This window comes from Peptacetobacter sp. AB845 (assembly GCF_047528295.1).
GTDB lineage: Bacteria > Bacillota > Clostridia > Peptostreptococcales > Peptostreptococcaceae > Peptacetobacter.
In genome coordinates, this window is the sequence record NZ_CP180001.1 from 1029724 (window position 1) to 1044452 (window position 14729).

General features: G+C 31.1%; 9 protein-coding genes. All 9 read left to right on the top strand.

The genetic code is table 11. The features are described from left to right. Window position 1 precedes the first annotated feature (1 nt). The 9 genes from ACK2WO_RS04915 (at window position 2) to ACK2WO_RS04955 (ending at window position 14580) form a co-directional block, all read left to right on the top strand. Complete coding sequence (locus ACK2WO_RS04915) at window positions 2–1315, top strand: nucleotide sugar dehydrogenase (RefSeq protein ID WP_178412224.1); 1314 nt, start codon at window positions 2–4, stop codon at window positions 1313–1315. 39 nt (window positions 1316–1354) lie between these two features. Further along, entirely contained in the window at window positions 1355–2482 is a 1128-nt protein-coding gene (locus ACK2WO_RS04920) for a glycosyltransferase family 4 protein (protein WP_414698576.1), read from the top strand. 13 nt (window positions 2483–2495) lie between these two features. Then, window positions 2496–3701: a glycosyltransferase gene (locus ACK2WO_RS04925; RefSeq protein ID WP_414698577.1), complete on the top strand. Its 1206-nt coding sequence runs from the start codon at window positions 2496–2498 to the stop codon at window positions 3699–3701. Then, complete coding sequence (gene murJ / locus ACK2WO_RS04930) at window positions 3702–5246, top strand: murein biosynthesis integral membrane protein MurJ (protein WP_414698578.1); 1545 nt, start codon at window positions 3702–3704, stop codon at window positions 5244–5246. 570 nt (window positions 5247–5816) lie between these two features. Then, window positions 5817–6797: an NlpC/P60 family protein gene (locus ACK2WO_RS04935; protein WP_414698579.1), complete on the top strand. Its 981-nt coding sequence runs from the start codon at window positions 5817–5819 to the stop codon at window positions 6795–6797. Window positions 6798–7527: 730 nt separating this feature from the next. Further along, window positions 7528–8910 (top strand): MFS transporter, encoded by a 1383-nt coding sequence (locus ACK2WO_RS04940; RefSeq protein ID WP_178412228.1) that lies wholly within the window; start codon window positions 7528–7530, stop codon window positions 8908–8910. A 160-nt stretch (window positions 8911–9070) separates the two neighbouring features. Beyond that, complete coding sequence (locus ACK2WO_RS04945; protein WP_414698580.1) at window positions 9071–10858, top strand: aminopeptidase P family N-terminal domain-containing protein; 1788 nt, start codon at window positions 9071–9073, stop codon at window positions 10856–10858. A gap of 329 nt (window positions 10859–11187) precedes the next feature. Then, on the top strand, window positions 11188–12156 hold the full coding sequence (locus tag ACK2WO_RS04950; protein ID WP_178411952.1) for an NlpC/P60 family protein: 969 nt from the start codon (window positions 11188–11190) through the stop codon (window positions 12154–12156). 294 nt (window positions 12157–12450) lie between these two features. After that, on the top strand, window positions 12451–14580 hold the full coding sequence (locus ACK2WO_RS04955) for a family 10 glycosylhydrolase (RefSeq protein ID WP_414698581.1): 2130 nt from the start codon (window positions 12451–12453) through the stop codon (window positions 14578–14580). Window positions 14581–14729 lie beyond the last annotated feature (149 nt).

The following is a 14729-nucleotide window of genomic DNA, read 5'->3' on the forward strand; positions in this document are numbered from 1 at the left end:
AATGAGTTTATATAAAGATATACTTGATGGAAATGAAAAAATATCAGTTGTAGGACTAGGATACGTAGGAATTCCTTTAGCGGTTGAATTTGCACGCCACACATCTGTTATAGGGTTCGATATAAATAAAGAAAAAATAGAACTTTATAAAAATGGAATAGACCCAACAGAAGAAATAGGAAATGAAGAAGTAAAAAATACTACAGTTAAATTTACTTCAGATGAAAAAGATTTAAGAGATGCAAAATTCCATATAGTTGCTGTGCCAACTCCAATAAATCAGGATAAAACTCCAGACTTAAAACCTGTAATAGGAGCTACAGAAGCAATAGCAAGAAATCTTACTAAAGGTTCAATAGTAGTTTATGAATCTACAGTTTATCCAGGAACTACTGAAGAGGTTTGTATACCAATTCTTGAAGAAATATCAGGATTAAAATATATGGAAGACTTTAAGGTTGGATATTCTCCAGAAAGAATAAATCCAGGGGATAAAGTAAACAGACTTACTACTATAATGAAAATAGTGTCTGGTTGCGATGATGAAACACTTGAAGAAGTTGCAAATATATACTCAATAGTAGTAGAAGCTGGTGTTTATAGAGCTGAGAGTATAAAAGTAGCAGAGGCTGCTAAAGTAATAGAAAACTCTCAGAGAGATATAAATATAGCATTTATGAATGAGATAGCTATGGTATTCAATGAAATGGATATAGATACAAAAGCTGTTTTAGAAGCAGCAGGAACAAAATGGAACTTCTTAAAATTCACTCCAGGATTAGTTGGAGGACATTGTATAGGAGTTGACCCATACTACTTCATATACAAAGCTGAGGAATTAGGTTATCATTCTCAGATAATATCAGCAGGTAGAAGAATAAACGATGGTATGGCTGAATTTATTGTTTCAAATACAGTTAAAGAAATGATAAAAGCAGATAGAAAAGTAAAAGGTGCAAAAGTTTTAGTTATGGGTATAACATTTAAAGAAAATTGCCCAGATACTAGAAATAGTAAAGTTGCAGATATAATAACTGGACTAGAAGATTACGGAATGGAAGTAAAAGTATACGATCCAGTAGCCGATGAAAATGACGCTATTAAATTCTACGGTGTAGATATGATAACAGAAGAAGAATTAAAAGATTTTGATTGTATAGTAGCTGCTGTCAACCACAGTGTATTTGCAAAATTCTCATTAGATGAGATAAAAGCTATGGAAAATGATAAAGGCGGAAAAGTTCTTATAGATATAAAAGGAATATACAATGCAAAAGAAGCGGTAGAAAAAGGATTTGCATATTGGAGATTATAAAATATTTGCATATTTAAGATTATAATAGGAGGAGAAGGTATGAGAGTATTACATGTATGCTCTTATTATATCACTTCTAAACTTTATAAAAACTTGATAGAAAATTTAGCGGAAACAGGTATATATAGTAGAGTGTATATACCTGTTTCTTCTAATGAGATGATAAACAAGTTTGTAGGCGAAGAAAGTGATATGACAGAGTATTTATATTCTAAGTGTTTTAATAAATTTGATAGAGTTAGCTTTAAGTGGAAAAATAAAAAAATATACTCTGATTTAAATAAGAATGTCAAATTGGATGATATAGATATAACACATGCACATTCACTTTTTGTAAATGGATATGTTTCTTATAGACTTAAAAAAGATAGAGGGATTGATTATATCGTAGCTGTTAGAAATACAGACGTAAATACATTCTTCAAAAAGGTTAAACACCTTAGACCTCTAGGTGTTGAGATAATGAAAAATGCTAAACAGGTTATATTCTTATCTGAAAGATATAAAAATGATGTTATAAAGGAATATGTTCCTAAAGAATTAAGAGAAGAGATTTTTAATAAGTCTGTGGTTATTCCTAATGGAGTTGATAGTTTTTGGCTAGAAAACGAAATAATGGATGAAGAAAAAACATCAGATAAAGATAATGTTAAGTTAGTATTTACAGGGAAATTAGATAAAAATAAAAATATTTACACTTCAATAGATGCTGTTAAGAAGCTTAATGAAGATGGGGTAAATGCTACTTTAGATTTAATCGGTGATGGACCTGAAAAAGACGGTATAAAAAAATATGCCGAGGAAAATGCACCAGGTAAGGTAAATCTACTAGGATTTATGGATAAGACAAAGATAATAGATGTATACAGAAATAGTGATATATTTGTTATGCCATCTAAATTTGAAACATTTGGTCTAGTTTATGTTGAAGCATTGACTCAGGGTCTACATTTGATATACACTAGAGGACAGGGGTTTGATGGCTACTTTGCAGACGGAACTATTGGATATAGTGTAAAATACGATGATTCAGAGGAAATAAAAAATAGAATAAAAGATATATCATCTGGTAAGGTTGAAAAAATATCAAATTATAAAGATAAAATTCTAAATGATTTCGACTGGAAAAATGTAGCTGAAAGATATAAAAAAATATATTCTAAATAGCGAGGAAAAACAGATGAAAGTACTATATATAGTGAATATGGATGAGAATAATAAAAAAGGTCTTTTCATGGCAACTCATGAAAAAATCAAAGCTATAATGAAACTTCATCCAGAAAATGAATACAAAATCATATCTGTTCAGTTTAAAGATACAGGTCTTTTTAGAGCTATTAAAAAGATAACTGGTAAAAAAACCTATGATAAAACTAGCGATGAATTTACTTTTGATGGTGTAAACTACAAAAAAGTATATTTAAGCATAGATATGAAGAGTAAAAATATTGAAAAACAGGAAGATGATAGAGCAAGATTTGCAGAATTCTTCTCAGCTTGTAAAGAAGATATTGAAAACTGTGATATAGTAAGCTGCCATTGGGGTTACCCACATGGAAGAATAGCTTATTGGATAAATAGGGATTTTGGTAAGCCTTATATCGTAACATATCATGGTAGTGATGTTCACACAATGCCGTTTAATAATAGCGACATAAAGAAAAAGGTGCTACAGATAATGGAAAATTCTGTACAGAATATTTTTGTAAGTAAAAAACTTATGGATATTGCAAGAGAACTTGGATATTCTGGAGATAATTGTACTGCTTCAAGAAATGGAGTAAATACAGAAAAATTCTACCCAATATCTGAAGACGAGAAAAATGAAATTAGAAATAAGTACAATATAACAGGCAAAAATATCGGATTTGTAGGTGCTATAAATGAAGTAAAAAGATCTGATAAATTTGCTGATATATTTGAAGCTATAAAAAATTTAGATTCAAATAATGAATATACATTTACTGTTGTTGGAGATGGGCCTTTAAAATCTGAGGTTGAGAAAAAATGTAAAGAAAAAAATCTACACGTTGTATTTACCGGAAATCAGGAAAGCGACGGTGTTAGAAAGTTTATGAATACTATGGATGTAATGATTCTACCTAGTAAGAGAGAGGGATTTGGATGTGTTGTTACAGAGTCAAATGCATGTGGTGCAGCTGTTGTAGGTAGCAATGCAGGAGGAATTCCAGAGGCTATAGGTATAAAAGAGAACGTAGTAAGTGATGGAGAATGTTTTGAAGAGAGATTAGCTAAAAGAGTTGTTGAAGTAGTTAATTCTAATATTGATAGAGATGCAATCTCTAAAAATACAATGGATAACTTTGCTTGGGAAAAAATAGCAGAGGATGAGGCTTCTTTTTATGGAAAGGGGGCTTTAAACTAGATGAGCAAGGTTGCAAAAGCTACGGCAGCCCTTATGGCTGTTACGATGCTTTCAAAAATAATGGGGTTTGGTAGAGAGTTAGTACTTGGAGCTTTATATGGGGCAAGTACTTATAGTGATATTTTCATAGCTGCATCAAACATACCTAAGGTACTATTTACATTAGTTGCTACAGCGCTTGCAACTACATTTATCCCACTTTATTATGAAAACTTAAGAGAAGGTGGAGAAGATAAGGCGCTTAGATTTTCAAATAATATACTTAATATAACTATTATACTAGGTATAATATTATCTACATTGTCATTTATTTTTGCAGGTCCTATTGTAAAAATATTTGCTATGGGATTTAAAGGTGAAACTTTTAGACAGGCTGTTATATTTACCAGAATAATAATATTCGGTGCAATATTTACAGGTCTTAGTGATATAATGAAGTCTTATCTACAGTCTAAAGACAGTTTTACTATACCTGGGCTTATAGGTCTACCATACAACATTATATTAATCGGAGCGATGATTCTTAGTGTTGTTTTAGATAATGTTTACATTCTACCTGTTGGTGCACTGTTAGCTATGGCGAGTCAGTTCTTCTTCCAGGTACCATTTGCCTATAAGAAGGGATATAAATATAGATTATTTGTAGATTTTAAAGATGAATATGTTAAGAAGATGCTTATACTTGTAGCTCCTATAGTTATAGGGGTTGCAGTGGATCAGATAAATATAATGGTCGATAAAACACTTGCTTCGACTCTAGTAGAAGGAAGTATATCTGCTCTAAATTATGCGGATAGATTAAAAGGGTTTGTAACAGGTATGTTTATCGCATCTATATCTGCGGTTGTATATCCTCAGTTCTCAAGACTATCTGCAGCAGAGGATAGAACAGAGTTCTTTGACTTTATTAGAAAAAGTATAAACTCTGTAATAATTATAATAATGCCTATGACAATAGGTGCTATGGTGTTATCTCAGCCAATAGTTAGAATATTATTCCAAAGAGGGGCATTTGACGCAAGAGCGACTCAGATGACTGCTATAGCTTTAGTATTCTATTCTGTAGGTCTTATAGGGGTAGGACTTAGAGATATACTTACAAAGATATTCTACTCTGTTCAGGATACAAAGACACCGATGATAAATGCTACAATAGCTGTTGTTATGAATATATGTATGAACTTAATATTTATAAGACATTTAAAACACGGTGGGCTTGCACTTGCGACAAGTTTATCTTCAATAATATGTATACTACTTCTATTTAGAAGTCTTAAAAAGAAACTTGGAGATTTTGGTCAGAAAAAGATAATAATTGTATTTTTCAAGACTACTTTTGCAGCACTTATAATGGGTGTTGTTGCTAGAGTGGTTTATAAATTTATATTTGCTATGCTTGGAACAGGACTAATAATGGAAGTAATAGCTCTAGGTACTGCTATAGTTGCAGGTGCAGCTGTATATGGACTTTTAATACTGTTATTTAAGGTTGATGAAGTATCAATGATAACAGATATAGTTAAGAAAAAACTAAAAAGAGGTTAGTTTAAGTTTTTAGAGTTAGTTGTGTATTAAAGATAGTAATGTATTAAATGTAATTGGATATTAAAGATAGTTATATATTAAAGTTTGTTTATATATAAGTAACAACTTATTACAAATATGTAACTGTTACTTTCTATTAATACAATATTAACCTATTAATAAGTAAAATTTAAAATTAGAAACAAAAAAGTAACAAAAAAATAATTATATAGTAAAAATAGACGAAAAAAAGCTTGGATTTGGCGTTAAAATCCAAGCTTTTTTTATTGGAAAGTAGTAAATAATTGCGAAAAGTTGACATAATACTACAAAAATGATATATTCAAATGGTCGCAGCAAATTTTAATTTGTCATTTTTAGTCATAAGTTTCAAATTGTTACTTTTAAGAATGTAGTAATTTCAACGTTTTACAGATAAATGTTACTAAAAAAGACAAAAAAGTTACAGAAATGTAACAAAAATACTTGTATATGACAAAAAGCTATGATAGAATAGAAAATGTAGAATTTAAGAAATATAAATTTTACTACATTAACCACTAACTAATAAGAGAATCAGGAGGGCGATTAATGCATTCGTTAAATATAAATAAGAAAATATCTAAAGTAATGGCAGCAGTTATAATAGCTGGATCACTAACAGTATTCGCTGGAAACAATACAGTAAGCGCTGATGAAATATCAGATTTATCATTAGTTTCTACTCAGGAAGTGACTGATGTAACAAGAGCAGCAGCAAAAAATGGTTTTGTTAAAGAGGGCAACAAAACTTTCTATTATAAAAACGGAAGTAAAGTAAAAGGTTGGGTTGAATCTAACGGTAAAAAATATTACTTCATGAAAGACTATACAATGGCTAAATCAATGTTTAGAGCAATATCAAATGTTAAATATTACTTTAAAGCAGATGGTTCATTAGCAGCTAACGAAATAGCAAAAACAACTGAAGGAATGTTTAGATTCGATGCTAACGGAGTAATAGTAAAAGGTGAAGAATACGCAGAAGTATTAGAATGTGACTTCTTAAATGTAAGAACAGAAGCTAATGCTGATGCAGAAGTAGTTGGAAAAATAAATACAGGTGATGTAGTTCAGATAATAAAAGAAGGAAATGGTTGGTGTAAAGTAAAATCAACTAATGGACTTCAGGGATGGGTAAATGAAGATTACCTTACATCATACGAAGTTAATGCAAAAGTTCAGAAAGTAATAGCTACTGCAAAAGCTCAGATGGGTAAACCATACAGATGGGGAGCAAGTGGACCAAGTTCATTCGACTGTTCAGGATTAATGCAGTATGCATTCAAAAAAGGAGCTAATATATCTCTTCCAAGAGTTTCAAGAGAACAGGCTACTGTAGGTAAAAAAGTTGCTAAAGCAGATTTACAGCCTGGAGATTTAGTATTCTTTGCAAGAGGTGGAAGAATACATCATGTTGGAATGTATGTAGGTAACGATCAGTACATACATGCACCACAGACTGGGGATGTTGTTAAAATAAGCAAATTATCTGCAAGAACTTTATACACTGCAAGAAGAGTTATACAGTAATAAGGGTAATTATAGGACGTTTATAAGCGTCCTTTTTTATTTGCAAAAAATGGCAGGAGCAAAAGGTATAGATATTAACTTTTGTTAATTGATTTTGCTAATTGAAAATTAGTATATACTAAAAATGAATTTTTGATAGGAATTAAGTTTGATTAACAATTAATAGTATAATACTTACTTTAAATTTGGAAATATAGTTGGTTTAAATTATAAAATATGTTCTACTAAATGGGTTATAGTAAAAAAATATCTTATAGAAAACAATACAAAATATAGTAAAAATATGGATTAATGATAAAAAAAAGTTATCGATTGGACTTTTAAAAAAGTCTAAATTTATTGAAAAAATAGAATTTTTTCGGTAATAAAAAAATGATATAAATAAAAAAATTCTAAAAATTTAAAAAGATAATTGAGAAAAAGATATGAATAATTATAGAATTTAAGTTGAATTGATAAAAAAATAATAAAAAATTAAATGGAAAACGTAATCATAAGATTTAAAAACATAAAAAATTTGAATCTATAAGATAAATAAATTAATATAAGTTTCTTATTATACTAAAATATTTATTGATATAGGGCTAAATATATATTAAAATTGTAATTGTCGATGGGGAATACTAATAAAATTAAAAAGTATTGCTCTGGATGTTAAATTAATAGCATAATTGCATATCAGTGGCAATCAAAACAAAACTGAAAATTAAATAGGAGGAATTTTGTTCAAATGGGAGAAACAAAGAAAAAAGGATATCCAAAGGGATTTTGGGTATGTGGATGTACTGAAATCTTTGAACGTCTTGCTTACTATCTAGGTCGTTCACTGATACTTATTTTCGTAACAGCATCTGTTGCAACAGGAGGTCTTGGACTTTCTAAAGGACAGGGTGCTACAATGCAATCATTATTAACAGCATTTGCTTATCTTGGACCATTACTAGGAGGAGTTATCGCCGATAGATATATAGGTGGACGTTATACTACTCCAATAGGTTATATAATAGCAGGTATAGGTTACTACTGTGGTGGTATAGCTAAATCACCTGCAATGGTTTATGTTATGATATTCTGTGTAAGTATAGGTCTTGGTTTACAGAAAACTGGTGCACTTGTAGGACGTATAGTAACAGATAAAGATCAGGTTGACTCTGCTTTCTCTATCCGTTATACATTAGTTAACACAGGTGCTTTCATAGGTACTTTCTTAGTTGGTATATTATACAAAGACGTATTCGCTAAAAATGGAGTACTAGGATTCGCTCCTTGCTTCAAATTAGCTGCTGTATCAATGTTTGCTGGTGCTTTATGGTTCTTCGTTCTTGGTAATCGTTTCATGGGTGAAGTTGGTAAAAAACCATTCAAATTTGAAAAAACTCCTGAAGAACTTGAAAGAGAAAAAGAAGAAGCTGCTCATAAAAAAGCAGAAGCTAAAGATGAACCTCTTACTAAAGTTGAAAAGAAAAGAATCGCTGCTATATTCCTTGTAGCTGGATTCTCAGTAATATTCTGGATATTCTGGAACTTAGCATATCTACCAGTTTACTACTACTGGACAGAAAATATGAACTGGGTTGTTGCAGGATACGAAGTTCCAACTACTTGGTTCGACGCTGCTAACTCACTATTCTGTGTAATCTTAGGACCTATTACAGCTATGTTATGGAGAAAACTTGCTGCTAGACCACAGGGAGATATGTCTTTATTCAAAAAGACTGGTATAGGTATAGGAGTACTTGGTGTATCTTACATATTCTTCGCAGCATTAGATATAATGCGTGGTGGAGCTAAGATAAGTGTTCTATGGTTATTAATATTCTCATTCATATTAACATTAGGTGAAATGTTCTTCTCACCATTAGGACATGCATTCATAAGTAAATATTCTCCAAGCCGTTACTTATCAACAATGATGGCTGTTTGGGGTATAGCTACATTCATATCTTCATTAGCATACGGACCATTATTCAGTGCTACATTCGAAGGTGGATTCAAATTCTCTCACGTATGTATAGCAATAGCAGTAGTTGCATTCATATCAGCTGTTGTTCTATTCGTACTAGATAAGAGATTATCTAAACTAGTTGAAGATGAAGAAGAAGTAGAAGCTTAATCTTGACAATATAATAAAATAGCATATAAAAGCTGTTTCACTTAATTGTGAAACAGCTTTTTAAAAGCAATCAAATATTTTTAATTTTAAAAAAATAGAAAAAACTTAAATGTAGATAAAAAAATAATTGTATTATGAAATTCAGTAGGGGGTAATTATAATGACTGTTAAAGAAAGAATAGCAAAACTTCGTGAATTAATGAAAGAAAATGGAATAGATATATATGTTGTTCCAACATCTGATTTCCATCAGAGTGAATACGTAGGTGAACATTTTAAAGCTAGAAAATTTATAACAGGATTTACAGGTTCTGCAGGTACTGCAGTAATAACTCTTGACGAAGCTAGATTATGGACAGACGGAAGATACTTCACTCAGGCTGCTAAACAGTTAGAAGGATCTGGTGTAGAATTAATGAGAATGGCTGAACCAGGAGTACCTACAATAAATGAATACTTAAAATCTACTGTGTCTGAAGGTAACTGCCTAGGATTTGACGGTAGAGTAGTGGCTATGGGAGATGGACAGGGCTACGAATCAATAATAGAAGAAAATAATGCTACTATAAAATATGAAGTAGATTTAATAGATGAAATATGGGAAGACCGCCCAGAACTTTCTAAAAAACCAGCTTTCAAATTAGGAGAAGAATTCGCAGGAGAAAGCGCTGCTAGTAAAATAGAAAGAATTCGTGAATACATGAAAGGTTGTGGAGCTACTTACCACACAGTTGCAACTATAGATGATATATGCTGGACACTTAATATGCGTGGAGATGATATAGATTTCTTCCCACTAGTATTATCTTATATGGTTGTTAAAATGGATGGAGTAGATCTATACATAGATGAAACAAAATTAAACGATGAACTTAAAGCAGAATTTGCTGAAATAGGTGTAGCAGTTCATCCTTACAATGATGTTTATGCTGATACTAAAAAAATACCAGCAGGTGAAACTATACTTATAGACCCTTCTAGATTAAACTATGCTATATACAGCAATATACCAGAAGGTGTAGCTAAAGTTGAAGAAAGAAACCCAGAAGTTTTATTCAAAGCTAGAAAAAACCCTAAAGAAGTAGAAAACATGAGAATAGCTCAGTTAAAAGACTCTGTAGCTCATGTTAAATTCATGAAATGGGTTAAAGAAAATGCAGAAACAATGGAAATAACTGAAATGAGTGCATCTGAAAAATTAGATGAATTAAGAGCAGAAATGGGTAACTTCATAAGACCAAGCTTCGAACCAATATCAGCTTATGCAGACCATGCTGCAATGATGCACTACTGCTCAAAACCAGAAACAGATGTAAGACTTAGAGAAGGTAGTGTTTATTTAACAGATACTGGTGCTGGATTCTGGGAAGGAACTACAGATATAACAAGAACATTTGTACTTGGTGAAGTATCAGATACTATAAAAGAACACTTTACACTAGTTGCTATGTGTAACTTACGTCTTGCAAACTCAATATTCCTAGAAGGTTGTGTTGGTATGAACTTAGACATACTAGCTAGAAAAGCTTTATGGGAAAGAGGTCTTGACTACAAATGTGGTACTGGACATGGTGTAGGATACCTATTAAATATACACGAAGCTCCAACAAGCTTCAGATGGAGATATAGAGCTGGAGATACTCATCCACTAGAAGAAGGAATGATATTAACAGATGAACCAGGTGTATATATAGAAGGATCTCATGGTATAAGATTAGAAAATGAACTTCTAGTATGCAAAGGAGACAAAAATGAATATGGACAGTTCATGTACTTAGAACCAATAACTTACATACCATTCGATTTAGACGGTATAGTTCCAGAAGTTATGAACAGTGATGATATAAAATACTTAAATGACTATCATAAACTAGTATTCGAAAAAATTTCTCCATACTTAAATGAAGAAGAAACAGAATGGTTAAGAAAATACACTAGAGAAATATAGTTAAAAGTGAAGATATAAAAAATTAAATATAAAAGACCAAATCGGTAAAAATTTGTTACAATTTTTCGACCTTCCCATTTGAAATATAGTAAAATATAACCGATTTGGTCTTTTTGTTTTGTAAAAAGTTACAAAAATACTTTTAAGTTGAGATAAATATACAAAAAGTTACAAAATAGTAACAAAAAAGTTACAAAAATGTAACAAAAACCTTGTAGCGCTGTAACCATTATGTTACAATTGTAAATGTAGTGAGAGGGACTACAAAAATGATTTATAAAATACCCACTATCTATAAATCATGAATCATAATTACAGGAGGACGATTAATGACGAAGATATTTAGAAATAAGTTTTTGGCAAGAATCATGGCAGCAGTTATGATATCAGGAGCGATAATGGTTACAGATGCAACTGTAGATGCAGGTGCAGAGGAAATAAGTAATATACAGGCAGTATCTACAACTGATGTTGCAAGAGCTGGAGCTAAAAATGGATTAAAACTTGAAAATGGAAAATACTATTATTATAAAAATGGAGTAAAACAGAAAGGTTGGGTAAAAGATGGTAACAAAACATACTATCTTTTAAAAGACTACACATTAGCTAAAAAAATGTGGAGAGAAATAAATGGGAAAAAATATTACTTCAAAGCAGATGGAGATTTATTAAGAAATGCATTTAGAGAAATAGATGGAAAAGTATACAGATTCTACAGTGATGGTAGAGTATCTCCAAATAAATGTGGAAAAGTTTTAAAATGTGATTTCTTAAATGTAAGAGAATCAGCATCTAATTCTGCAAAAGTTGTAGAAAAAATATATACAAATAATTTTGTAGAAATAAAAGAAACAAAATCTGGATGGTACAAAGTAAATACAGAAAGTGGAAAAGCTGGATGGGTTAGTGCATCTTATGTAACAATACCAGAAGCAACAAGTTCTAAAGCACAGGCTGCAGTAAAAATAGCTAAGGCTCAGCTTGGAAAACCATACAGATGGGGAGCAACAGGACCTAGTTCATTCGACTGTTCAGGATTAATGTATTACTCTTATAAAAATGGAGCAAAAGTTACATTACCTAGAACATCAAGAGAGCAGTCAAGATACGGTAAAAAAGTTTCTAAATCAGAATTAAAACCAGGGGATTTAGTATTCTTTGGAAGTGGAAATTCTGTAAGTCATGTTGGTATGTACTTAGGAAATGACCAGTATATACATTCACCACAGACAGGAGACGTTGTTAAAGTAAGTAAACTATCAGCTAGAAAAATGATAGTTGCTAGAAGAGTAGTTTAAAAATAAGAGGCTTAAAATTAAAATGAAATAAGTACTTTAAAATTGAAATGAAGTAAGTGGCTTAAAATAAAAATTAAATTGATTATACCTGCATTTTGCAGTTATAATATATACTCTTAACCGACAAATTAAAAAACTAAATTAAGATTTATAGAAGAAGCGGTAAATTTATATTTACTGCTTTTTCTATAATATATTATTCATAATCTGTAATATATTCTTTATTATAATGACTTTTTATTATAAAATATATAATTGTAGGAAAATTTATATTAGAGATAAAGGAGTGAAAAAATGAAAAAGTTATTTAAAAAACTAACTGTAGTAATGTTGGCAGTGTTTATGTTTGTAGGAAGTATTTCTTACACTAATAACGCACAGGCAGCAGAAAAAGAAATGAGAGCAGCTTGGGTTTCATCGGTTTACAATTTAGACTGGCCTAAAACTCAGAACAATGCCTCAAAACAGAAATCAGAATTAACTCAGTTAATGGATAAGCTAAAAGGATGTGGAATAAACACAATAGTCCTTCAGGTTAGACCAGAGTCAGATACATTTTATAAATCATCGATAAACCCATGGTCTAAATATTTAACTGGAACACAGGGGAAAAATCCAGGATACGACCCATTAGCATTTGCAGTTTCTGAAGCACATAAAAGAGGAATGGAGATACACGCATGGTTCAATCCTTATAGAGTAACATCTTCAGGTACAAATTTAAATGCACTTGTATCATCTCATCCAGCTAGAAAAAATCCAGATTGGGTAATAAAATATGGAAATAAAATGTACTACGATCCAGGTAACCCAGAAGTTGTAAACTACTTAGTTAAAACAATAAAAGAGGTTGTGGATAACTACGATATAGATGGTGTTCATTTTGACGACTATTTCTACCCATCATCAAAATTCCCAGATGATGCATCTTACAAAAAATACGGAAAAGGTCAGAATAAAGACAACTGGAGAAGAGAAAATGTAAATACTCTTCTTAGAAAAGTTAAAGCAGTTGTAAATACTAGATCAGGATGTGAGTTTGGTGTAAGTCCATTTGGTATATGGAGAAATAAATCTGCTTCTTGTCCAGACGGCTCTGAGACAGGTGGAAGTCAGTCTTACAACAATATGTACGCAGATTCAAGAACTTGGATAAGAAAAGGATATGTAGATTACATAGTACCTCAGATTTATTGGCCAATAGGATTTGGTGCAGCAGACTATTCAAAACTTGTAAAATGGTGGGCAAATGAAGTAAAAGGATACGATGTAGACCTTTATATAGGACAGGGAATATACAAACAAGGTCAGTCAAGCTACAATGGACAGAATATAGCTAAAGAAATAAAGAAACAGATTAATGTAAATAAACAGTACAGTACAGTTAAAGGAAGTATGTATTTCTCTGCTAAGGACATAGTAAATAAAAGCAGTATATACAACGACCTAAAGAGCATGTACGGAGCTTACAATGGAAGCTCATCTAATGAGGGAACAGATTCAAAACTACCCTCTGTTACAGAAATTGCAGGATCTAATAGATACGATACTGCAGCAAAAATAAGTAAAAAGGGTTGGAGCTCAGCTTCAACAGTTGTTGTAGCGAATGGAAGCAACGAAATAGAGGGAATAATAGCAAATCCTCTTGCAGCTACTTATAATTCACCTGTGCTTCTTGCAGATAAAAACAAAGTTAGAACACAGACTATAGACGAATTAAAAAGATTAAAACCGTCAAAAGTTATATTAATAGGTGGAAGTAATTCAATAGGAAGTAGTGCAGAAAGTACTATAAAGAAAGCTGTTCCATCAGCATCTATAAAAAGAATACAGGGAGCAAGTATATCTGATTTATCAGTTAATATAGCTAAAGAAATAGATTCTAAGGCTAATGTAAGCAAAATATATGTAGCTGGAGAAAATGGTGCAGCAGATGCACTATCAGTTGTATCTAAGGCTGCTGAAGAAAAAGCTCCTATATTAGTTACTTCAAAAAATAAAACAACTACATCAGTTAAAAATTGGATAAAATCTAATTCTATATCATCAGCATATTTCTTAGGTGAAAGTGCTGTACTTTCTGATAGTGTAATAAAAGAAATAGATTCTGTTGTATCAGGAAATGTTTCTGGAAATAGACTAGGTGGAAGCAATAGAAATCAGACTAATGCCAGAGTAATAAAAGCTCTTTATCCAGCATCTAGCTACAATTCAGTATTTGTTGCTAAAAATAGACCACTTGTAGATGCAATAAGCGTTGGTGTATATGCAGCTAAGACAAAATCACCTATAGTTATAGCAGGAAATGCACTTGATTCAGAGCAGGGAAATGTATTAAAAAATAAAAAAGCAAACTCTGTATTTAGAATAGGTGGAGGAATATCTAATAGTAGCTTCAATAAAGTAAGAGAATACTTAAAATAGAAATATATAAAAATTAAATCGTTTAAATAGATAGTAAATCGTTTAAATAGATAGTAAGTCATTTAAATGAATCACTTAAATAAAGTTTAAAAACTTTGCAAAAAAGTCTATAAAACTTTACAAAAAAAGCTGTTGCAAAATCTGCAACA